A 21,100-nucleotide genomic window follows, 5' to 3' on the forward strand; every position below is an offset into this window, starting at 1 on the left:
ATATTTTGAGTATTGGGTCAATACAATACGTCTAAAGTTGAGGGTTGCAGTGGCATAACAAAATGAAACTTAACCTTTCACACCGCCCGCCGTCAGGCCGTTAACCAGCCAGCGCTGCGCCAGCAGGAACACCACGGTAATCGGGATGGCAGAGAGTACGGCCGCCGCGGCAAAGTCGCCCCACAGGTAGTTTTGCGGGTTGAGGTATTGCTGCATACCCACGGCCAGGGTGTAGCTGTTCACATCGCGCAGCAGCAGCGACGCGACGGGCACTTCGGTGATGGCGGCGATAAACGACAGGATAAACACCACCGCCAGAATCGGCACCGACAGCGGCAGAAGTACGAGGCGGAACGCCTGCCACGGCGTTGCACCATCCAGCGCGGCCGCTTCTTCCAGCGAACCGTCAATGGTTTCGAAATAGCCTTTAATGGTCCATACGTGCAGCGCGATGCCGCCAAGATAGGCGAAGATCACGCCGCCATGGGTGTTCAGACCGATAAACGGCACGTACTGGCCCAGACGGTCAAATAAGGCATACAGCGCCACCAGCGACAGCACGGCCGGGAACATCTGGAAAATCAGCATCCCTTTCAGCAGCGTCGCTTTGCCCGGGAAGCGCATGCGGGCGAAGGCGTAAGCGCAGGTGGTGGACAGCGCGACGATACCCACGGCGGTAATGCCTGCAATTTTCACCGAGTTCCACAGCCACAGCAGCACCGGGAACGGCGGCGGCGTGACGCGGCCATCCGCGTGTTCCACGCTGAAGCCCAGCGCCAGCTTCCAGTGCTCCCAGGAGATTTCGTCCGGGATCAGGCTCCCGGTAGCGAAGTTACCGGAACGCAGGGAGATGGCGATAACCATCAGCAGCGGGAACATGATCGCCGCGATAAAAATCAGCAGGCCTAAGTGCGTCGCCAGGAGGCGCAGCTTCTGAGATTTGGGTTGGACCATAGCCATTATCGTTATCTCCCTTAATCAAATTTCATGCGCGTAGCTTTCAGGTTCACAATCGCCAGGGCGCCCACCAGCAGGAAGATCAGGGTGGCAATCGCCGCCGCCAGACCGAAGTCCTGACCGCCGCCGCCTTCGAAGGCGATACGGTAGGTGTAGCTCACGAGCAGGTCGGTATAGCCCGCTGGCGTGGTGGTGCCAAGGCGGTCCGGGCCGCCGTTGGTCAACAGCTGAATCAGCACGAAGTTATTAAAGTTAAAGGCGAAGCTGGCAATCATCAGCGGCGTCAGCGGCTTAATGAGCAGCGGCAGCGTAATCTTGAAGAAGTTCTGGAACGGACCCGCGCCGTCCATTGCCGAAGCTTCGTACAGGTCGTCCGGAATAGCCTTCAGCAGCCCCATGCACAGGATCATCATGTACGGATAGCCCAGCCAGGTGTTGACGATGATGATCATCGAGCGGGCGGTGGTCGGGTCGCTGAACCAGGCCGGCTTGATACCGAACAGCGCGCTCAGCATCATGTTGATTTCACCGAAGCTCTGGTTGAACAGCCCTTTGAAAATCAGTATCGAGATAAATGACGGTACGGCATACGGCAGAATCAGCAGCACGCGGTAAATCGCTTTGCCCTTCAGGGATTCCCACTGCACCAGACAGGCCAGCACCATGCCCACGGCCACGGTCAGGATCACGGTCAGCACCGAGAAGACCACCGTCCAGACGAAGATGGCGAAGAACGGTTTCTGGATGCCTTCGTCGGTAAATACGCGGGTAAAGTTGTCCCAGCCGATGGTCACGGTGTAGCCCGGGCTGAGCTTGTCATCACCCCATTTGCCGTCGGCGGTAATGGACTGATAGAAACCGATGTCGTTGTTCGGGCGATACTTCACGCCGCTCTGGTTATTCGTCAGCGTGCCGTCATTTTCCAGGGTATAGAGCGGCTGCGTGCCGGAGAACTGGCGCAGCGAGCTCATGGTCACTTTGCTCTCATCTGGCAGCACGGCGGTGAGCTGGGTCAGCGCCTGACGGTTCTGGGTAATCACGCGCAGGTTGGCGCGTTCGCCTTCCGGCAGGGCTTGCGCTTCTTTTAAGGCCAGCTTCTGCTCGCCGCCAAATTTGAAGGCGTCGGAGACATAGTATTTCCCGCTTGCATCGTCAGTAAGCGCTAACTTCCAATCGTTGCCGGCAGGATACAGGCCGAAGTTAAAGGTCTTGCCTGCCTGGTATGAGCGGTCCAGCAGAACCTGCTGCGCGCGCTCTTGCGCAAGCTGGTTGGTGCTGCTGTAGTTGGTAAACGCAATGGCGATGGTGCAAATCAGCGGGAACAGGACAAACAGCCCCATCCCGGCCACGCCCGGATAGACGTAGCGCCAGGCATAGGCTTTACGGTTGGCGAAAATATACAGGCCAGCAGAGCTCAGGATCAGCGTCATGATGGCGAACAGATATTCCCCTTGTACGTACATTAAAACAACAAGGTAACCCACCAGCAGACACAGCAGGCCGATCGCTGACCACTTCAGCGCGTCGCTTTGCCACCAGTGCTTCTTTTTAATGACATCCATGGGGTTATTCCTCTACAACGGTGGAAACTTTTCGTCAGGTGGCGCTGCGCTTACCTGACCTACGGATCGTGCCGTAGTCGTAAGGCGGGTTAGCGCACGCGCCACCCGCCGTTTATCAGACTTACTTAGCAATACGGCCCTGCGCATCTTTCAGCGCGGCATCGACAGTCTGACGACCGCTTGCTGCGTTGATAACCGCGGTACGGGTGGCATACCAGAATGCGGACATCTGTGGGATGTTCGGCATGATTTCGCCTTTCTGGGCGTTATCCATGGTGGCCGCGATACGCGGGTCTTTCGCCAGCTGATCCTGGAAGGATTTCAGCGCGACGGCGCCCAGCGGTTTGTCCTTGTTCACTTCATCCAGACCCTGATCGGTCAGCAGGTAGTTTTCCAGGAACTCTTTCGCCAGCTCTTTGTTCGGGCTGGCGGCGTTGATGCCTGCGCTCAGCACGCCAACGAACGGTTTAGACGGCTTGTCTTTGAAGGTTGGCAGCAGCGTTACGCCATAGTTGATTTTGCTCTTGTCGATGTTGGTCCACGCCCACGGACCGTTGATGGTCATCGCCGTTTCGCCTTTGTTGAACGCCGCTTCCGCGATGGAGTAGTCGGTATCCGCGTTCATGTGTTTGTTCTTGATCAGATCGATCAGGAAGGTCAGACCCGCTTTCGCGCCCGCATTGTCTACGCCCACGTCTTTCACGTCATACTTGCCGTTTTCAAACTTGAACGCGTAACCGCCGTCGGCAGCAATCAGCGGCCAGGTGAAGTACGGCTCTTGCAGGTTGAACATCAGTGCGGATTTACCTTTCGCCTTCAGCTCTTTATCCAGTTTCGGGATCTCTTCCCAGGTTTTCGGTGGGTTTGGCACCAGGTCTTTGTTGTAAATCAGAGACAGCGCTTCAACCGCGATAGGGTAAGCGATCAGCTTGCCGTTGTAGCGCACGGCGTCCCAGGTGAACGGGAACAGCTTGTCCTGGAACGCTTTGTCTGGCGTCACTTCAGCCAGCAGGCCAGACTGCGCGTAGCCACCGAAACGGTCATGCGCCCAGAAGATGATGTCCGGGCCATCGCCGGTTGCTGCAACCTGCGGGAATTTCTCTTCCAGTTTGTCCGGGTGTTCTACGGTCACTTTGATGCCGGTATCTTTCTCGAATTTTTTGCCCACTTCGGCCAGGCCGTTATAGCCTTTGTCGCCGTTAATCCAGATAACCAGTTTGCCTTCTTCAATTTTGGCGAGCGCCGGTGCGGAAATCATCATTGCTGCGAGGGCGGACAATGCGAAAACGCGTGCGCCAGTCTTGATATTCATAGCTGCCATCCTTTTTGGTGATGTCTCGTGGTATGACTTCAGTGGTTCAACGTGTTTCAGTCTCCTTATTTGACATCCTCTTTCCATCCTCCCAACCCCTACGCCCCACCCCCCGTTTGTGTGATCTCCGTTGCATAAATTTAAGTTATGAGTGCTGGCGCACATAAAAACCCACCGAATTTTGCAGGCGGCTTCACGAATTTTGCCTTAGCCCGCCCACGGCGGTCGCAGAGCCTGCTCTCTCATCCTCCCGCCTCCTCCCCCATAAAAAAGCCGGGGGGTGGAGGATTCAGGAAAGTAATGGATACCCCATAGTGAACTTATCTTGAATGTTTCTGTCGGCGACAGGTTGTAACGAAGGGAGAAGGGCATGGCGAGCGTACAGCTGCGTAATGTAACGAAAGCCTGGGGTGACGTTGTGGTGTCGAAAGACATCAATCTGGACATCCACGAAGGCGAATTCGTGGTGTTTGTTGGCCCATCAGGCTGTGGTAAATCAACCCTGCTGCGTATGATTGCCGGTCTTGAAACCATCACCAGCGGCGACCTGCTGATCGGTGATACCCGAATGAATGACATCCCGCCTGCCGAACGCGGCGTCGGTATGGTATTCCAGTCTTATGCACTCTATCCCCACCTTTCCGTTGCCGAAAATATGTCCTTTGGCCTGAAGCTGGCCGGCGCGAAGAAAGAGGTGATTAACCAGCGCGTGACGCAGGTGGCAGAAGTGCTGCAGCTGGCGCACCTGCTGGAGCGTAAGCCAAAAGCGCTTTCCGGCGGTCAGCGTCAGCGCGTGGCGATTGGCCGTACGCTGGTGGCCGAACCGCGCGTGTTCCTGCTTGATGAGCCTCTCTCTAACCTGGATGCCGCCCTGCGCGTCCAGATGCGTATCGAAATCTCCCGTCTGCACAAGCGTCTTGGCCGCACGATGATTTACGTCACCCACGATCAGGTCGAAGCGATGACCCTCGCCGACAAAATCGTGGTGCTGGATGCCGGTCGCGTGGCGCAGGTGGGTAAACCGCTGGAGCTGTACCACTACCCGGCAGACCGCTTTGTTGCGGGCTTTATTGGCTCGCCAAAGATGAACTTCCTGCCGGTCAAAGTGACCGCGACAGCCATTGAACAGGTACAGGTGGAGCTGCCAAACCGTCAGCAGGTCTGGCTGCCGGTCGACAGCGCCAACGTACAGGTGGGGGCAAACATGTCCCTCGGTATTCGTCCTGAGCACCTGCTGCCGAGCCACATCGCCGATGTGACCCTGGAAGGTGAGGTTCAGGTCGTCGAACAGCTTGGTCACGAAACACAGATTCATATCCAGATCCCCGCCATCCGTCAGAACCTGGTCTACCGCCAGAACGACGTGGTGTTGGTAGAAGAGGGTGCCACATTCGCTATCGGTTTGCCGCCAGAGCGCTGCCATCTGTTCCGTGAGGATGGCACTGCATGTCGTCGGTTGCATAAAGAGCCAGGCGTTTAAGCAATCCCAAAAGAAGACACGAAGCCGACAGGTGAAGTGTTCAAAGAAAAGCAATGATCTCAGGAGATAGAATGATGATTACTCTGCGCAAACAAGTCCCTCTGGCAATCGCCATTGCGGCAGGCATCCTGTCTGCCCAGGCGGGCGCCGTGGACTTTAAAGGTTATGCTCGTTCCGGCATCGGCTGGACCGGGAGTGGCGGTGAACAGCAGTGCTTCCAGGCAACAGGTGCTCAAAGTAAATACCGTCTTGGTAACGAATGTGAAACCTACGCCGAACTGAAGCTGGGCCAGGAAGTGTGGAAAGAGGGCGATAAGAGCTTCTACTTCGACACCAACGTTGCGTATTCCGTCTCTCAGCAGAACGACTGGGAATCCACCAGCCCAGCCTTCCGTGAAGCTAACGTGCAGGGTAAAAACCTCATTGACGCACTGCCAGGTTCCACCATCTGGGCCGGTAAGCGCTTCTATCAGCGTCATGACGTTCACATGATCGACTTCTACTACTGGGATATTTCAGGTCCTGGTGCGGGTATCGAAAACATCGACCTGGGCTTCGGTAAGCTCTCTCTGGCTGCAACCCGCTCTTCTGAAGCTGGCGGCTCAGCGACCTTTGCCGATCGTGATGCGCTGGGTAACCGTATTTACGACAACCTGGTACCGAACGATGTCTTCGACGTCCGTTTAGCGCAGATGCAGGTCAACGAAGGCGGTACGCTGGAGTTCGGTGTTGATTATGGTCACACCAATATTCCAGATGACTACTACCTGCAGCCTGGCGCGTCTAAAGACGGCTGGATGTTCACGGCTGAACACACCCAGAGCATGCTGAAGGGCTTTAACAAGTTTGTGCTGCAGTACGCAACTGACTCTATGACCTCCAACGGCAAGGGCCGTCCGGAAGGCGGCAGCATCAACAACAACGGCGACATGTGGCGCGTGCTGGACCACGGTGCGATCTCTCTGGGCGACTCCTGGGATCTGATGTACGTGGGTATGTACCAGGACATCAACCTGGACAACAACAACGGTACTAAATGGTGGACCGTGGGTGTCCGTCCTATGTACAAATGGACGCCAATCATGAGTACCCTGCTTGAAGTGGGCTACGACAACGTTAAGTCTCAGAAAACTAACGACACCAACAACCAGTACAAAATTACCCTGGCACAGCAATGGCAGGCTGGCGACAGCATCTGGTCCCGTCCGGCGATCCGTGTCTTCGCAACCTATGCGAAATGGGATGAGAAATGGGGCTACGCGAACAGCAACTCCGGTGCTGGCTATGACTCTGGTGTTGCGTACAGCGATACTTCCGCAAAAACCTTCAGCCGCGGCGACTCTGACGAGTGGACCTTCGGTGCCCAGATGGAAATCTGGTGGTAATTCGTTAGACCTGACGTAATGACCTGAAAGAGGGGCGCAAGCCCCTCTCTCCTTAGGGTACTGCGCGCTATTGCCTGGCCACCGCAGTGCTCACTGCTATCAGAGGTAATAACAATGAAAATGAAGAAAAGTCTCGTCGCGCTGTGCCTCTCTGCGGGGCTGATGGCCTGTGTTCCGGCGGTCTCCTTTGCAGACGTGAATTTCGTACCACAAAATACCAGCGCTGCGCCGGCTATCCCGGCGGCGGCGCTCCAGCAGCTGACATGGACGCCTGTCGATCAATCTAAAACGCAGTCGACACAGCTTTCGACGGGTGGCCAGCAGCTAAACGTGCCGGGGATCACCGGACCGGTTGCCGCCTACAGCGTGCCGGCCAACATTGGTGAGTTGACCCTGACGTTAACCAGCGAAGTGAACAAGCAAACCAGCGTCTTTGCGCCGAACGTGCTGATTCTGGATCAAAACTTGACGCCATCTGCCTTCTTCCCAAGCGAGTATTTTAGTTACCAGGAGCCTGGCGTCATGAGCGCCGACCGTCTGGAAGGCAAAATGCGCCTGACGCCTGCTCTGGGACAGCAGAAGATTTATGTTCTGGTTTTCACGACCGAAAAAGATCTGCAGCAGACCACGAAGCTTATCGATCCGGCAAAAGCCTACGCCAAAGGAACGGGTAACTCTGTTCCGGACATTCCGGATCCGTTAGCGCGCCACGTCACCGACGGCCTGCTTAAGCTGAAAGTCTCAACGAACAACGCGTCCAGCGTCCTGGTCGGCCCGCTGTTTGGCTCCTCAGGTAACGGCCCGGTCACCGTAGGCAACACCGCTGCACCTGCCTATACCGCGCCAGCCGCCACGGCAGCCGTACCGGCAGCGACCGCAGCGCCTGCCCCGGCGAAGAAGGCGGAGCCGGTACTGAACGACACCGAAGAGTACTTCAACAACGCCATTAAGCAGGCGGTGAAGCGTGGCGATGTCGATAAAGCGCTGAAACTGCTTGATGAAGCCGAACGTTTAGGTTCAACCACTGCCCGTTCCACCTTTATCAGCAGTGTAAAAGGCAAGGGGTAACCGTTTCCCCACAGTGCTGATTTGTCAGTAGTTTAGTGCGCCTGAGTGGGCGCACTTTTTTTCGTCTCGGCCAGGCTGTTACATCCATGTTGCGATCGTGATCGTTAAATAACGTTTGGCCCCCCTCAATCCGCGTTTCTGCGATACAATGCCATTACGTTATGTATCGGAGAGTCTGGCATGTCACACCCCGCGCTTTTGCGCCTGCGTGCACTGCGCTATTTCGACCAAATACCTGCGCTTGATCCTCAGCAACTGGACTGGTTGTTGCTGGAAGATTCCATGACGAAACGTTTTGAGCAGCAGGATAAAACGGTCACGGTGACCCTGATTCAGGAAGGGTTTGTCTCTGGCGAGGAGATCGCCAGCGAGCTGCCGCTGCTGCCGCAAGAGCCTCGTTACTGGCTGCGCGAAATTTTACTCTGCGCAGACGGTGAGCCGTGGCTTGCCGGGCGGACGGTGGTGCCTGAGTCCACCCTTTCCGGGCCAGAGCTGGCGCTGCAGCGTCTGGGGAAAACGCCGCTGGGGCGTTACCTTTTCACCTCGTCTGAGCTGACCCGGGATTTTATTGAGATTGGTCGTGATGCCGAACTCTGGGGGCGTCGTTCCCGCCTTCGCCTGAGCGGTAAGCCGTTAATTCTGACGGAGCTTTTTTTACCGGCATCACCGTTGTACTAAGAGGAAGAAAAAATGGAGTGGAGCCTGACGCAGAATAAGCTGCTGGCGTATCACCGCTTGATGCGTACCGATAAACCGATTGGCACTTTCCTGTTGCTATGGCCGACCCTGTGGGCGCTGTGGCTCGCCACGCCGGGCGTGCCGCCGCTTTGGATCCTTGGCGTGTTCGTGGCCGGGGTCTGGCTGATGCGTGCGGCGGGCTGCGTGGTGAATGACTATGCCGATCGTAAATTCGACGGCCACGTTAAGCGTACTGCCGGTCGTCCGTTACCCAGCGGACAGGTCACCGGGAAAGAAGCCCGCGTGCTGTTCAGTATTCTGGTGCTGCTCTCTTTCCTGCTGGTGTTAACCCTCAACACCATGACCATTCTGCTTTCCGTTGCGGCGCTGGCGCTGGCCTGGATCTATCCGTTTATGAAGCGCTACACCCACCTGCCTCAGGTGGTGCTGGGCGCGGCGTTCGGCTGGTCGATTCCGATGGCGTTTGCGGCGGTGAGTGAGTCCTTACCCCTTAGCTGCTGGCTGATGTTCCTGGCGAACATACTTTGGGCCGTGGCGTACGACACGCAGTACGCGATGGTCGACCGCGATGACGACCTTAAGATTGGCATTAAATCCACCGCCATCCTTTTTGGCCGTCAGGACAAGCTGATTATCGGTATCCTGCAGGTCGCGGTACTGGCGCTGATGGTCGCGATTGGCCGTCTGAACGGGCTGAACTGGGAGTTCTACTGGTCCGTGCTGGTGGCAGGTCTGCTGTTTGCGTACCAGCAAAAGCTGATTGCGAAGCGCGAGCGCGACGCCTGCTTCAAGGCGTTTATGAATAATAACTACGTCGGTCTGGTGCTGTTTTTAGGCCTGGCGATGAGCTACTTCGCCTGAAAAATAGCCCGGTGGCGCTGACGCTTACCGGGCCTACGTGTTGTGCCGAATTGTAGGCCGGGTAAGGCGTAGCCGCCACCCGGCTTTTTTACCGGCGGCGCAGCAGCCGCAGCGCGTTCGCCGTCACCAGCACCGTCGCGCCGGTATCCGCCAGTACCGCCAGCCACAGCCCGGTCATGCCCAGCAGGGTGGTCACCAGGAAAATCCCCTTCAGCCCGAGCGCGATGCCGATGTTCTGCCGGATATTGGCCCGCGTCGCGCGCGCCAGGCTAATCATCTGTGCCAGGCCGGTCAGCCGGTTGTGCGTCAATGCGGCATCGGCTGTTTCCAGCGCCACGTCGGTACCGCTGCCCATCGCAATACCGATGGTGGACGCTTTCATCGCCGGGGCATCGTTAATCCCGTCACCGACCATCGCCAGCGGGGCGCGTGCGTTCAGCTCCGTGACCGCGCTGACCTTATCGGCTGGCAGCAGCCCGGCCTTAAACTCCAGCCCCAGCTCTCCGGCAATGGCCGCCGCCGCGCGAGGGTTATCGCCGGTGAGGATCACGCCCTGCACGCCCAGCTGATGCAGCGCCGCCACGGCCTCTTTTGCGTCTTCGCGCAGGGTATCGCGCAGGGCCAGCATTCCCTTCGCCACGCCGTCCTGCATAACGGTCACGACGGTTTGCCCGGTCTGTTCTAACGCCTCAACCTTAGGATGGGAAGACTTGCCGGCCGCAACGATCAGCACCTTTTTACCGTCAACGACGGCCTCAATCCCTGACCCGACCAGCGCCCGCTGGGCGGTTGCCGGAGGGATGCTCAGCCCGCGCGACTGCGCTTCGCGCACAATCGCCTGCGCCAGCGGGTGGGTGGAGCCCTGCTCGACGGCGGCGGCCAGCGTCAGCAGCTCGTCTTCACTGATGTCCTGCGGATACACGCCGGTCACCTGCGGCTTGCCGACGGTCAGCGTCCCGGTTTTGTCGAAGGCGATATGCTGGACCTGGCTCAGCTGTTCCAGCGCCGCGCCGCCCTTAATCAGCGCCCCGCGACGTGCCGCAGCTGCCAGTCCTGAGGTAATCGCCGCCGGGGTGGAAATCACCAGCGCGCACGGGCAGCCAATCAGCAGCAGCGTCAGCCCTTTATAAATCCAGCCCTCCCACGGCGCGCCGAAGAGCAGCGGTGGGACGACGGTCACCAGCAGGGCCACCAGCATGATGGCGGGCGTGTAGATCCGGCTGAAGCGGTCAATAAAGCGTTCGACCGGAGCGCGGCGCTCTTCGGCCTCTTCAATCAGCTTCAGGATACGGTCGATGGCGCTGTCGCCCGGCTCGGAAAGCACGGTGAGCTGCACCAGCCGGTCGACGCTGGTGGTGCCAGCCGGCACTTTTTCACCTGCGGCACGCTCAATCGGAATGGATTCCCCGGTCAGGGCGCTTTCATCAAAGCTTGCGGTGGCGGTGAGCAGCGCGCCGTCGGCAGGCAGTCGCCCCCCGGCGGCCACTTCAATCACGTCACCCGGGCGCAGCGCCGCGATGGCAACCGTTTCACGCGCGCCGTTAATCACGCGCGTGGCGGTTTCCGGCTTCAGCGCCATCAGCGCGCTGACCCCTTTACGCGCCCGGCTCGCCGCCCAGCCCTCAAGACGTTCGCCGATTAAGAACAGCAGCAGCACCATCGCCGCTTCCGCCGTCGCGCCAATGAACAGCGCGCCGATCGCCGCCACGCTCATCAGCGTTTCGATGGCGAACCAGCTGCCGCTTTTCATCAGGCGCAGCGCCTGACGGGCAATCGGGAACAGCCCGACCAGCGTGGTGGCGATAAACGCCAGGTTGCCGAACGGATGGTTAATCTGTTCCAGCCCCCAGCTCAGGGCCATCATGATGATGAGGGTAATAAGCGGCAGGTTTTCTTTCAGCGAGGAGGCTTTTTCAACGGGTGCCGTTTCGCTACGAAGGGTATAGCCCGCCTTGCTGACGGCCGCTTCCACCTGCTTGCTGACGTCGTTATCGGCGCTGACCAGCAGCTTTTCGGTAGCGAACAGCACCTGAACGTGGCTCACGCCCGGCACCTGCTTCACCGCGTTTTCCACTTTACGGGCGCAGGCCGCGCAGTCCATGCCGTTGACGACCCAGCTGTAGCGGTTGCCGCTTTCTGGGAGGGGTTGAGTGGGCGTTTCGCACGCGCCTTCGCAGCAGCAGTCGTCCTTCGACGGAGCCGGGCTGAGCTTAAGCGCCGAGAATTGAGGGACTTTTTTAGGTATTTCTGGAGTCGACATGGCAGTCTCCGGCAATGATAATTTTCTCATTAACCGCAGCATACACTCTGGAGTCGACTCCAGAGTCAAGCGCTATTTAAATATACAGCGAACGCACAATCAGGAAGTGCCCGGCAAAGTAACAGGCGGCGGCTATCGCGTTATCCGCCCGGAAGCGGCGGCGATAGTGGCTGCCCAGCCACACGATATTGCCGACCAGCAGCAGCGCGGCGCCGAAAAACGCGGACATCGCCGGGGCGGTCGGACGGAAGAACCACAGTTCACCGGCCAGCCATACCATTACCAGGGTCATGGCGATAAACGTGCAGACCGGCAAACGCATCTCTTCCAGCCGTGACCAGATCACCGCGATCAGCAGGGCGCCAATTACCAGCAGGACCAGCGGCAGCGGCCAGAAGAAGGAGAGCGTCATCTGGCTGGCAAAGTAGATGGTATACAGCAGATGCGACAGGAAAAATGCCCCAACGGCGTACAGCAGGCGCTGGCGCGGCAGCAGGGTCAAGGCATCGCCAATCAGGGACGCGCACAGCCCGGCGAGGACCAGGTAGCTGACGGCGTTAAACATCGGTGCTTGCCAGGCAAGCAGCAGGAGCAGCAGTAGCGTGACGGGTTTAAACAGCCAGCGCTGCCAGGTGGGACCACGGTACGACGCATCGACATAAAGCCATGCGGAAAAACAGACAGCGATAAATGACCAAAGCATATTAACTCCCTGTATCTGTTAAGTCTGAATAATCAGTTTCTGATCCAGTGTAGTGACGCGGGCGGGCGTTTGGCAATGGCGGGGAAGGCAAGGTATCCTGAATTCCGCATAATCTGATGGGATTTTTCAATGAGCAAGATGCCGCTGTTTTTCATTATCGTGGTGGCGATTATCGTCATTGCCGCCTCGTTCCGTTTCGTGCAGCAGCGCCGCGAAAAGGCGCATAACGATGCCGCACCGCTGGTGCAAAAGCGCGTGGTAGTGACGAACAAACGCGAGAAACCGCTCAACGACCGCCGCTCGCGCCAGCAGCAGGTGAAGCCTGCGGGCGCGGCAATGCGCTATGAGGCGAGCTTTAAGCCGGAAACGGGCGGCCTCGAGATGACCTTCCGCCTGGAGGCGCAGCAGTACCATCAGCTGACGGTGGGGGAGAAAGGGGCGCTGAGCTACAAAGGGTCGCGATTTGAAGGGTTTGCACCGGAGCGGTAACGCCGGGCGGCACTGCGTTTGCCCGGCCTGCAGGGTTCCGTAGGCCCGGTAAGCGAAGCGCCACCGGGCGATAGCGCGCACCTTACTTCTTCACCTGCGCCTTAAACTTCTTCATCCACACCAGCAGCTCAAACACGCCGAAGATAAACACGCGCAGCTGCTGCCAGCCGGTCATCTGCGGGCCGTCTTTCGGCAGGCCGTTTTTCAGCATCACCATCTGCAGGGCGTGCATGAACGAGGTGAAAATCAGCGCCACGTTAACGAAAATGTTCATCGGGCGCGGGAACGGGTGCACCAGATTGAGCAGTAAAAATGCCCAGACGCCCAGCATCAGCAAACGTCCCAGGTTAATCAGTACCGGCATCGGGGCCTCCTTGTGCCTGACGGTGATAAAGACGATAGGCAACCTGACCGGCGACCTTTTCGCGGTGCAGATCCCAGTGAGCGGGAACCGGCGGTAAACCGTTTTCCACCTCGCTTTCAACGTAAATTAATGCATCATCCGCCAGCCAGCCGTTTTGCTCCAGCAGGGATAACGTCTCTTCCAGCAGCCCCTTGCGGAACGGCGGGTCGACAAACACCACGTTATGCGGCGTGCCTTTCTGCGTAAGAAAACTCAGCGTGTTGGTGTTCACTACTTTCGCGTTGCTCGCCTTCAGCGTCGCCAGATTTTGCTGCAGCGTCTGCGCCACGCCGCGCTCCATCTCCAGCAGCGTCGCGCTGGCGGCATAGCGCGACAGCGCTTCCAGCCCGAGCGCGCCGCTTCCGGCGAAGCAGTCCAGGCAGCGGGCGTCTACCATTGACGGGGCCAGCCAGTTAAACAGCGTCTCGCGCACGCGGTCGGTAGTAGGGCGTAAACCGGGGCTATCCGGCACCGGTAATTTCCGGCCTCGCCACTGACCGCCGATAATACGAATTTGACCGGCCGGGGCGCGGTTGGGTTTCTTCATCTCAGGAAAGCTCTGTTAACAATTGGCCTGCGATTGCGGGCGGTGATGTCAATTAAGTAAAGTGTTAGACTATTTCATCATTTTTTTAGCTTCCATGTATATAGCGCCGCGAGGAGTGTAGTCGCAGATGGCAAAACAAAAAAAACGTGGCTTCTTTTCCTGGCTGGGCTTCGGTGAAAAAGAGCAAGAAACAGAACAGAAAACCGAAGAGCAACAAGCCGTTGAAGAGCCGTCGCAGCCTGAAACGCCTGTAGAAACCGCCGCGGTAGTCGAAGCGGAAGAAACGGCGCACAGCAAAGAAGAGATTGAATCCTTTGCACAAGAGGTGGTTGAAGTCACGGAGCAGGTTCAGGAGAGCGAGAAGCCAGAACCGGTTGTCGTTGAAGACGTTGCCGACGCGCCGCAGGCCGTTATTGAACACGAAGAGCTGCCGCTGCCGGAAGAGGTGAAGGCCGAAGAGGTGTCAGCCGAAGAGTGGCAGGCCGAAGCGGAAACCGTTGAAATTGTTGAGGCGGTGGAAGAAGAGGCGGCGCTTGAGCCAGAGCTGACCGACGAAGAGCTAGAAGCCCAGGCGCTGGCGGCGGAAGCCGCGGAAGACGCGGTCATCGTCGTGCCGGTGGAAGAAGAACCGGAAGAAGAGAGCGTTCAGGAGCAGGAAAAACCGACCAAAGAAGGTTTCTTCGCCCGCCTGAAGCGCAGCCTGCTGAAAACCAAAGAAAACTTAGGTTCCGGATTTATCAGCCTGTTCCGCGGCAAGAAGATCGACGACGATCTCTTTGAAGAGCTGGAAGAACAGCTGCTGATTGCGGACGTCGGCGTGGACACCACCCGTAAGATCATCGCCAACCTGACAGAAGGAGCGAGCCGCAAACAGCTGCGCGACGCCGAAGCGCTGTACGGCCTGCTGAAAGACGAGATGGGTGAAATTCTCGCAAAAGTTGACGAACCGCTTAATATTGAAGGCAAAACGCCATTTGTTATTCTGATGGTCGGCGTGAACGGCGTGGGTAAAACCACCACCATCGGCAAGCTGGCGCGTCAGTTCGAGCAGCAGGGTAAATCGGTGATGCTGGCGGCGGGGGATACCTTCCGCGCGGCGGCGGTTGAGCAGCTGCAGGTTTGGGGCCAGCGCAACAATATTCCGGTGATTGCCCAGCACACCGGCGCGGATTCCGCATCCGTGATCTTCGACGCCATCCAGGCGGCGAAGGCGCGCAACGTGGACGTGCTGATTGCCGATACCGCAGGGCGTTTGCAGAACAAATCGCACCTGATGGAAGAGCTGAAGAAAATCGTTCGCGTCATGAAGAAGCTGGACGAAGACGCACCGCATGAAATTATGCTGACCATTGATGCCAGCACCGGACAGAACGCCATCAGCCAGGCGAAGCTGTTCCATGAAGCGGTAGGACTGACGGGGATTGCGCTGACCAAACTGGACGGCACCGCGAAAGGCGGGGTGATCTTCTCCGTGGCCGACCAGTTCGGCATTCCAATCCGCTACATCGGTGTGGGCGAGCGTATTGAGGATTTACGTCCGTTTAAGGCGGACGACTTTATTGAGGCATTATTTGCCCGAGAGGACTAACAATGATTCGCTTTGAACACGTCAGCAAGGCCTATCTCGGTGGGAGACAAGCGCTGCAGGGGGTCACTTTCCACCTGCAGCCGGGCGAGATGGCATTCCTGACCGGCCATTCCGGCGCGGGGAAAAGTACCCTGCTCAAGCTTATCTGTGGGATCGAGCGGCCAAGCGCCGGGAAAATCTTTTTCGGCGGCCATGAGATCAGCCGCCTGAAAAACCGCGAAGTGCCGTTCCTGCGTCGTCAGATCGGCATGATTTTCCAGGATCACCACCTGCTGATGGATCGCACCGTTTTCGATAACGTGGCCATTCCGCTGATTATTGCCGGTGCCAGCTATGACGATATCCGCCGTCGCGTCTCCGCGGCGCTGGATAAGGTCGGGCTGCTGGACAAAGCGAAGAACTTCCCGATCCAGCTCTCCGGCGGTGAACAGCAGCGCGTGGGCATCGCTCGCGCGGTGGTGAACAAGCCTGCCGTGCTGCTGGCGGATGAACCGACCGGTAACCTGGACGATGCCCTGTCAGAAGGGATTTTGCGTCTGTTTGAGGAGTTTAACCGCGTGGGGGTCACCGTATTGATGGCGACGCACGACATCGGACTCATTTCCCGTCGTTCGTACCGCATGCTGACCCTGAGCGACGGTCATTTGCACGGAGGCCACGGTGAATAAGCGTGATGCAATAAACCAGATTCGGCAGTTCGGGAACCGGTTTGACCGCTTCCGTAAGCCGCAGGGCGGCGGTGACGGCAATCGTAATGCGCCGAAGCGCCAGAAGGCCGCGCCAAAACCTGCTTCCCGCAAAACCAACGTGTTTAACGAGCAGGTGCGCTACGCGTTCCACGGCGCGCTGCAGGACCTGAAAAGCAAACCGCTGGCGACGTTCCTGACGGTGATGGTGATTGCCATCTCTCTGACGCTGCCAAGCGTCTGCTATATGGTCTATAAAAACGTCAACCAGGCGGCCTCACAGTATTATCCGTCCCCGCAGATCACGGTCTATCTCGATAAAGCGCTCGACGATAACGCGGCGGCGCAGGTGGTTGGGCAAATTCAGGCCGAGCAGGGGGTGGAGAAGGTCAACTATCTCTCCCGTGAAGACGCGCTGGGCGAGTTCCGCAACTGGTCTGGCTTTGGCGGCGCGCTGGACATGCTCGAAGAGAACCCGCTGCCCGCCGTGGCGGTGGTGATCCCGAAGTTGGATTTCCAGGGGACCGATTCGCTTAACACCCTGCGCGATCGCATCACGCGCATTAAGGGCATTGATGAAGTGCGCATGGATGACAGCTGGTTTGCGCGTCTCTCTGCTCTGACAGGGCTGGTAGGCCGCGTCGCGGCGATGATTGGCGTGCTGATGGTGGCGGCGGTCTTCCTCGTCATTGGTAACAGCGTGCGTCTGAGCATCTTCGCCCGCCGCGATACCATCAACGTGCAGAAACTGATTGGTGCGACGGATGGCTTCATCCTCCGTCCGTTCCTCTATGGCGGCGCGTTGCTCGGTTTTTCCGGCGCATTTCTTTCACTGATATTATCAGAAATTTTGGTGATGCGGCTTTCGTCTGCCGTAACGGAAGTGGCGCAGGTTTTCGGAACCAAGTTTAATATCAGCGGCTTAGGGTTCGACGAGTGCCTGTTACTGCTGCTGGTGTGCTCGATGATTGGGTGGGTGGCAGCCTGGCTGGCAACCGTTCAACATTTACGTCACTTTACTCCCGACTAATAAAAGCGTGATATAATCTTTCCCTGCACCGAGGTGTTTGCTCTGCAGGGAAAGATGTCCCTGTTTCTCTTTCCCGCAGTATCATCTTCATGTCACATTTTGTGCGTAATTTATTCACCGTTGCACCTGGAACTTGTGGATAAAATCACTGTCTGATAAAAGAGTGAATGCTAATCTCGTTGCTCAAACGCTTTGGCATGGTTGTTGCCTGACGGGGACAGCCTGGACCAGAAGAAACATTGAGAGGAATGAATGACCAAAGAAATGCAAACTTTAGCTTTAGCCCCTGTTGGTAACCTGGAATCTTACATCCGGGCTGCGAACACCTGGCCGATGTTGACGGCCGAGGAAGAAAAGGAGCTTGCTGAAAAGCTGCATTACCAGGGCGATCTGGAAGCAGCGAAAAAGCTGATCCTGTCTCACCTGCGCTTTGTTGTTCACATTGCTCGTAATTACGCGGGCTATGGCCTGCCGCAGGCGGACTTGATTCAGGAAGGTAACATCGGCCTGATGAAGGCTGTGCGTCGCTTTAACCCGGAAGTGGGTGTGCGACTCGTCTCCTTCGCCGTGCACTGGATCAAAGCAGAAATTCATGAATACGTGCTGCGCAACTGGCGTATCGTGAAGGTCGCCACGACAAAAGCGCAACGCAAGCTGTTCTTCAACCTGCGTAAAACCAAGCAGCGTCTGGGCTGGTTCAATCAGGATGAAGTGGAAATGGTGGCGCGCGAGCTGGGTGTTTCCAGCAAAGACGTGCGTGAGATGGAATCCCGTATGGCCGCGCAGGACATGACCTTTGATATGTCCTCCGACGACGACGCATCTGACAGCCAGCCTATGGCACCGGTTCTGTATCTGCAGGATAAAACCTCTAACTTTGCCGACGGCATTGAAGAGGACAACTGGGAAGATCAGGCCGCGAACAAGCTGACCCATGCGATGGAAGGCCTCGACGAACGTAGCCAGGATATTATCCGCGCCCGCTGGCTGGACGAAGACAACAAGTCCACGCTGCAGGAGCTGGCCGACCGCTACGGCGTCTCTGCGGAACGCGTTCGTCAGCTTGAAAAGAACGCCATGAAAAAACTTCGCGCCGCTATCGAAGCGTAATTTTCGCGAAGTACATCGAGAACCCCTGGATGAGAGTCCGGGGGTTTTGTTTTTTTATCCCCCGCTCTGGCGAATTCCTTCCCCCTGGCAAACACTTACTGATGCGCTAAGCAGGCGACTTTCTCAGGGGGACAGGGTGAAAAACAACGAACTCAACGACCGGCGTTTACAGGCGACGCCGCGAGGCATCGGCGTGATGTGTAACTTCTATGCCGATAAAGCCGACAACGCCACGGTGTGGGACGTCGAGGGCAACGAGTACATCGACTTCGCCGCGGGGATCGCGGTGCTGAATACCGGCCATCGCCATCCCAGAGTCATTTCCGCCATCGAAAAACAACTCCACGCCTTTACCCATACGGCCTACCAGATTGTCCCCTATGAAGGCTATGTCTCGCTTGCCGAACGCATCAACGCACGCGTGCCAATTGACGGCCCGGCGAAAACGGCCTTTTTCTCAACGGGAGCAGAAGCGGTTGAAAACGCCGTCAAAATTGCCCGGGCGTATACCCACCGTCCCGGCCTTATCACCTTTGGCGGCGCGTTCCACGGCCGCACCTTTATGACCATGGCGCTGACCGGCAAGGTTGCGCCGTACAAGATCGGCTTCGGCCCGTTCCCCGGCTCGGTGTATCACGCGCAGTACCCCAATGAACTGCACGGCGTCAGCACGGCGGAAGCGCTAAAAAGCCTGGAGCGCATCTTTAAGGCGGATATCGCGCCGGACCAGGTTGCGGCGATTATTCTCGAACCGGTGCAGGGAGAGGGCGGTTTCAACATCGCGCCCGCTGATTTTATGCAGGCGCTGCGCAGCCTGTGCGATACCCACGGCATTTTGCTGATTGCCGACGAGGTGCAAAGCGGCTTTGCCCGTACCGGCAAGCTGTTCTCGATGGAGCACCACTGCGTGAAGCCCGATCTGATCACCATGGCAAAAAGCCTGGCGGGCGGGATGCCGCTCTCGGCGGTGTCGGGCCGTGCTGAGGTGATGGATGCGCCCGCGCCGGGCGGGCTGGGCGGGACCTACGCCGGGAACCCGCTGGCGATTGCCGCAGCGCATGCCGTGCTCGACGTGATTGAAGAAGAGGATCTCTGCACGCGCTCGGCGCATCTTGGCCATCACCTTGTGGAGGTGCTGAACAAGGCGAAGGAACACTGCCCGTATATCGCGGATATTCGCGCGCAGGGCTCGATGGTGGCGGTGGAGTTTAACGACCCGCAAACGGGGCATCCTTCGCCGGAATTCACTCGCCAGGTGCAGGAGCGGGCGCTGCAGGAAGGGCTGCTTCTGCTGAGCTGCGGCGTCTACGGCAACGTGATTCGTTTCCTCTATCCGCTGACTATTCCTGAAGCGCAGTTCCGTAAAGCGCTGGACATTATCTCCGCCTCGCTGACACGTTAAAGCCACATGCCCGGCAGAAATCCCGGCCGGGCCTGGCATATATTCATTTCAAATTAGCTATTCCAATATCATAAAAATCGGGTATGTTTTAGCAGAGTATGCTGAAAAAGCGCGAACAGCACACCTATAATTGACATAAAGCGCTGCACAACAACATCACAACAATCGTAATAACCATAATAATGGGGAATCTCAGGATGAACATGAAGGGTAAAGCGTTACTGGCAGGATGTATCGCGTTGGCATTCAGCACCATGGCGCAGGCAGACATTAAGGTGGCTGTGGTTGGCGCCATGTCCGGTCCGGTAGCGCAGTACGGTGACCAGGAGTTCACGGGTGCCGAGCAGGCGGTTGCAGACATTAATGCCAAAGGCGGTATTAAGGGCGAAAAGCTGCAGATCGTAAAATATGATGATGCCTGTGACCCGAAACAGGCGGTCGCGGTCGCGAACAAAGTGGTGAACGACGGGATCAAATACGTTATCGGCCACCTGTGCTCTTCTTCAACTCAGCCCGCGTCTGACATCTACGAAGACGAAGGTATCCTGATGATCACCCCGGCGGCGACCGCGCCGGAGCTGACCGCACGCGGCTACAAGCTGACCCTGCGCACCACCGGTCTGGACTCCGATCAGGGCCCAACCGCGGCGAAATACATCGTCGAAAAAGTGAAGCCGAAGCGCATTGCCATCGTTCATGACAAGCAGCAGTACGGTGAAGGTCTGGCGCGTTCAGTGCAGGACAACCTCAAGAAAGCCAATGCCGACGTGGTGTTCTTCGACGGGATCACCGCCGGTGAGAAAGACTTCTCCACGCTGGTGGCGCGTCTGAAGAAAGAGAACATCGACTTCGTATACTACGGTGGCTACCACCCGGAAATGGGCCAGATCCTGCGCCAGGCGCGCGCGGCGGGCCTGAAAACCCAGTTTATGGGCCCGGAAGGCGTGGCGAACGTGTCCCTGTCTAACATTGCGGGTGAATCAGCCGAAGGCCTGCTGGTGACCAAGCCGAAGAACTATGACCAGGTCCCTGCGAACAAACCTGTCGTAGATGCCATCAAGGCGAAGAAACAGGATCCTAGCGGCGCGTTCGTCTGGACCACCTACGCGGCGCTGCAGTCGCTGCAGGCGGGCCTGAACCAGTCAGCCGATCCGGCGGAAATTGCCAAATGGCTGAAAGCGAATAAGGTGGATACCGTCATGGGGCCGCTGTCCTGGGATGAGAAGGGCGACCTGAAGGGCTTCGAGTTCGGCGTGTTTGACTGGCATGCTAACGGCACGGCGACCGACGCAAAATAAAAGCAAAAAGGCAACGTAAGTTGCCTTTTTTAATGTTTTCTCCCTCTCCCCGTGGGCTGAGAAATCCCCAGTAATTTTCAAACCTAAAGCAATGTATGTGCCATCAGGGTTATAAATGCCTTACAGCGATGCCCCGGTCCGGCTGTAAATCGCCGAAGCGTTTCCGGAAGGCCGGGGCGAGGCGCAGGGATGCGCCGAGAGGGCGTGGCCTGCAGGGATGCAGGCTCATGCCCGACCCGATAGCCTGAAGGAATAAGCTG

The 21,100-nt window shown here is 57.7% G+C and carries 19 protein-coding genes; 12 read left to right on the forward strand and 7 right to left on the reverse strand.

The window, feature by feature from the left end; translation table 11 throughout:
- Window positions 1-69 precede the first annotated feature (69 nt).
- The 3 genes from malG to malE form a co-directional block, all read right to left on the reverse strand.
- Window positions 70-960 (reverse strand): maltose ABC transporter permease MalG, encoded by an 891-nt coding sequence (gene malG, locus ACMWKK_RS21390; protein WP_045328928.1) that lies wholly within the window; start codon window positions 958-960, stop codon window positions 70-72.
- 14 nt (window positions 961-974) lie between these two features.
- Complete coding sequence (gene malF, locus ACMWKK_RS21395; protein ID WP_112780384.1) at window positions 975-2,519, reverse strand: maltose ABC transporter permease MalF; 1,545 nt, start codon at window positions 2,517-2,519, stop codon at window positions 975-977.
- Window positions 2,520-2,640: 121 nt separating this feature from the next.
- Window positions 2,641-3,831: a maltose/maltodextrin ABC transporter substrate-binding protein MalE gene (gene malE, locus ACMWKK_RS21400; protein WP_112780385.1), complete on the reverse strand. Its 1,191-nt coding sequence runs from the start codon at window positions 3,829-3,831 to the stop codon at window positions 2,641-2,643.
- Window positions 3,832-4,201: 370 nt separating this feature from the next.
- Here malE and malK point away from each other — a divergent pair, with 370 nt between their 5' ends.
- The 5 genes from malK (at window position 4,202) to ubiA (ending at window position 9,324) form a co-directional block, all read left to right on the forward strand.
- The gene (gene malK / locus ACMWKK_RS21405) at window positions 4,202-5,311 is read left to right on the forward strand and encodes a maltose/maltodextrin ABC transporter ATP-binding protein MalK (RefSeq protein WP_008500080.1); all 1,110 of its coding nucleotides are present in this window, start codon (window positions 4,202-4,204) and stop codon (window positions 5,309-5,311) included.
- Between the two features lie 71 nt (window positions 5,312-5,382).
- Entirely contained in the window at window positions 5,383-6,696 is a 1,314-nt protein-coding gene (locus ACMWKK_RS21410; RefSeq protein ID WP_045328924.1) for a maltoporin, read from the forward strand.
- A gap of 114 nt (window positions 6,697-6,810) precedes the next feature.
- Entirely contained in the window at window positions 6,811-7,764 is a 954-nt protein-coding gene (gene malM, locus ACMWKK_RS21415; protein ID WP_112780386.1) for a maltose operon protein MalM, read from the forward strand.
- Window positions 7,765-7,944: 180 nt separating this feature from the next.
- Window positions 7,945-8,442 carry a chorismate lyase gene (gene ubiC / locus ACMWKK_RS21420; RefSeq protein WP_112780387.1) on the forward strand — a complete coding sequence of 166 codons (498 nt, stop codon included), beginning with the start codon at window positions 7,945-7,947 and terminating at the stop codon, window positions 8,440-8,442.
- A gap of 12 nt (window positions 8,443-8,454) precedes the next feature.
- Window positions 8,455-9,324 (forward strand): 4-hydroxybenzoate octaprenyltransferase, encoded by an 870-nt coding sequence (ubiA, locus tag ACMWKK_RS21425; RefSeq protein WP_112780388.1) that lies wholly within the window; start codon window positions 8,455-8,457, stop codon window positions 9,322-9,324.
- A gap of 88 nt (window positions 9,325-9,412) precedes the next feature.
- Here the strand turns inward: ubiA and zntA are convergent, their stop codons facing one another.
- Both zntA and ACMWKK_RS21435 read right to left on the reverse strand, forming a co-directional pair.
- A complete protein-coding gene (zntA, locus tag ACMWKK_RS21430; RefSeq protein ID WP_112780389.1) occupies window positions 9,413-11,584 on the reverse strand; it encodes a Zn(II)/Cd(II)/Pb(II) translocating P-type ATPase ZntA in 2,172 nt (723 codons plus the stop codon).
- A 76-nt stretch (window positions 11,585-11,660) separates the two neighbouring features.
- Window positions 11,661-12,287: a lysoplasmalogenase gene (locus tag ACMWKK_RS21435; RefSeq protein WP_112780390.1), complete on the reverse strand. Its 627-nt coding sequence runs from the start codon at window positions 12,285-12,287 to the stop codon at window positions 11,661-11,663.
- Between the two features lie 129 nt (window positions 12,288-12,416).
- On the opposite strand from ACMWKK_RS21435, the gene ACMWKK_RS21440 reads away from it, so the two are divergent.
- On the forward strand, window positions 12,417-12,776 hold the full coding sequence (locus ACMWKK_RS21440; RefSeq protein ID WP_112780391.1) for a DUF2500 domain-containing protein: 360 nt from the start codon (window positions 12,417-12,419) through the stop codon (window positions 12,774-12,776).
- An 82-nt stretch (window positions 12,777-12,858) separates the two neighbouring features.
- Here ACMWKK_RS21440 and ACMWKK_RS21445 read toward each other — a convergent pair whose 3' ends face one another.
- Complete coding sequence (locus ACMWKK_RS21445; protein ID WP_008500088.1) at window positions 12,859-13,140, reverse strand: DUF1145 family protein; 282 nt, start codon at window positions 13,138-13,140, stop codon at window positions 12,859-12,861.
- Window positions 13,124-13,726, reverse strand: coding sequence for a 16S rRNA (guanine(966)-N(2))-methyltransferase (rsmD, locus tag ACMWKK_RS21450; protein ID WP_112780392.1), 603 nt, complete (start codon window positions 13,724-13,726; stop codon window positions 13,124-13,126). The genes ACMWKK_RS21445 and rsmD overlap by 17 nt, the downstream gene beginning before the upstream one ends.
- A 127-nt stretch (window positions 13,727-13,853) precedes the next feature.
- Between rsmD and ftsY the strand changes: the two genes are divergently transcribed.
- From ftsY to livJ, 6 genes are all read left to right on the forward strand, one after another.
- Window positions 13,854-15,314 carry a signal recognition particle-docking protein FtsY gene (ftsY, locus tag ACMWKK_RS21455; protein ID WP_045328910.1) on the forward strand — a complete coding sequence of 487 codons (1,461 nt, stop codon included), beginning with the start codon at window positions 13,854-13,856 and terminating at the stop codon, window positions 15,312-15,314.
- 2 nt (window positions 15,315-15,316) lie between these two features.
- Entirely contained in the window at window positions 15,317-15,982 is a 666-nt protein-coding gene (gene ftsE / locus ACMWKK_RS21460) for a cell division ATP-binding protein FtsE (protein ID WP_025758973.1), read from the forward strand.
- The gene (gene ftsX / locus ACMWKK_RS21465; protein WP_045328907.1) at window positions 15,975-17,030 is read left to right on the forward strand and encodes a permease-like cell division protein FtsX; all 1,056 of its coding nucleotides are present in this window, start codon (window positions 15,975-15,977) and stop codon (window positions 17,028-17,030) included. The genes ftsE and ftsX overlap by 8 nt, the downstream gene beginning before the upstream one ends.
- A gap of 252 nt (window positions 17,031-17,282) precedes the next feature.
- Window positions 17,283-18,140, forward strand: coding sequence for an RNA polymerase sigma factor RpoH (rpoH, locus tag ACMWKK_RS21470; RefSeq protein WP_028015143.1), 858 nt, complete (start codon window positions 17,283-17,285; stop codon window positions 18,138-18,140).
- A 136-nt stretch (window positions 18,141-18,276) separates the two neighbouring features.
- On the forward strand, window positions 18,277-19,542 hold the full coding sequence (locus tag ACMWKK_RS21475) for a 4-aminobutyrate--2-oxoglutarate transaminase (protein WP_112780393.1): 1,266 nt from the start codon (window positions 18,277-18,279) through the stop codon (window positions 19,540-19,542).
- A 197-nt stretch (window positions 19,543-19,739) separates the two neighbouring features.
- A complete protein-coding gene (gene livJ / locus ACMWKK_RS21480) occupies window positions 19,740-20,840 on the forward strand; it encodes a branched chain amino acid ABC transporter substrate-binding protein LivJ (RefSeq protein ID WP_072265651.1) in 1,101 nt (366 codons plus the stop codon).
- Window positions 20,841-21,100: the final 260 nt, after the last annotated feature.

The sequence above is a fragment of the Enterobacter sp. 01-M-03-SI-ECC genome, assembly GCF_047530215.1.
Lineage (GTDB): Bacteria > Pseudomonadota > Gammaproteobacteria > Enterobacterales > Enterobacteriaceae > Enterobacter > Enterobacter chengduensis.

Excerpts from the sequence above, each read along its gene's own strand:
- livJ (WP_072265651.1), top strand. The coding sequence starts at position 19,740 with ATGAACATGAAGGGTAAAGCGTTACTGGCAGGATGTATCGCGTTGGCA.
- zntA (WP_112780389.1), bottom strand. The coding sequence starts at position 11,584 with ATGTCGACTCCAGAAATACCTAAAAAAGTCCCTCAATTCTCGGCGCTT.
- malM (WP_112780386.1), top strand. The coding sequence starts at position 6,811 with ATGAAAATGAAGAAAAGTCTCGTCGCGCTGTGCCTCTCTGCGGGGCTG.
- ACMWKK_RS21445 (WP_008500088.1), bottom strand. The coding sequence starts at position 13,140 with ATGCCGGTACTGATTAACCTGGGACGTTTGCTGATGCTGGGCGTCTGG.
- rsmD (WP_112780392.1), bottom strand. The coding sequence starts at position 13,726 with ATGAAGAAACCCAACCGCGCCCCGGCCGGTCAAATTCGTATTATCGGC.
- malE (WP_112780385.1), bottom strand. The coding sequence starts at position 3,831 with ATGAATATCAAGACTGGCGCACGCGTTTTCGCATTGTCCGCCCTCGCA.
- ftsE (WP_025758973.1), top strand. The coding sequence starts at position 15,317 with ATGATTCGCTTTGAACACGTCAGCAAGGCCTATCTCGGTGGGAGACAA.
- ACMWKK_RS21435 (WP_112780390.1), bottom strand. The coding sequence starts at position 12,287 with ATGCTTTGGTCATTTATCGCTGTCTGTTTTTCCGCATGGCTTTATGTC.
- ubiA (WP_112780388.1), top strand. The coding sequence starts at position 8,455 with ATGGAGTGGAGCCTGACGCAGAATAAGCTGCTGGCGTATCACCGCTTG.
- ubiC (WP_112780387.1), top strand. The coding sequence starts at position 7,945 with ATGTCACACCCCGCGCTTTTGCGCCTGCGTGCACTGCGCTATTTCGAC.
- malF (WP_112780384.1), bottom strand. The coding sequence starts at position 2,519 with ATGGATGTCATTAAAAAGAAGCACTGGTGGCAAAGCGACGCGCTGAAG.
- malK (WP_008500080.1), top strand. The coding sequence starts at position 4,202 with ATGGCGAGCGTACAGCTGCGTAATGTAACGAAAGCCTGGGGTGACGTT.
- malG (WP_045328928.1), bottom strand. The coding sequence starts at position 960 with ATGGCTATGGTCCAACCCAAATCTCAGAAGCTGCGCCTCCTGGCGACG.
- ACMWKK_RS21440 (WP_112780391.1), top strand. The coding sequence starts at position 12,417 with ATGAGCAAGATGCCGCTGTTTTTCATTATCGTGGTGGCGATTATCGTC.
- ACMWKK_RS21410 (WP_045328924.1), top strand. The coding sequence starts at position 5,383 with ATGATGATTACTCTGCGCAAACAAGTCCCTCTGGCAATCGCCATTGCG.
- ftsY (WP_045328910.1), top strand. The coding sequence starts at position 13,854 with ATGGCAAAACAAAAAAAACGTGGCTTCTTTTCCTGGCTGGGCTTCGGT.
- rpoH (WP_028015143.1), top strand. The coding sequence starts at position 17,283 with ATGACCAAAGAAATGCAAACTTTAGCTTTAGCCCCTGTTGGTAACCTG.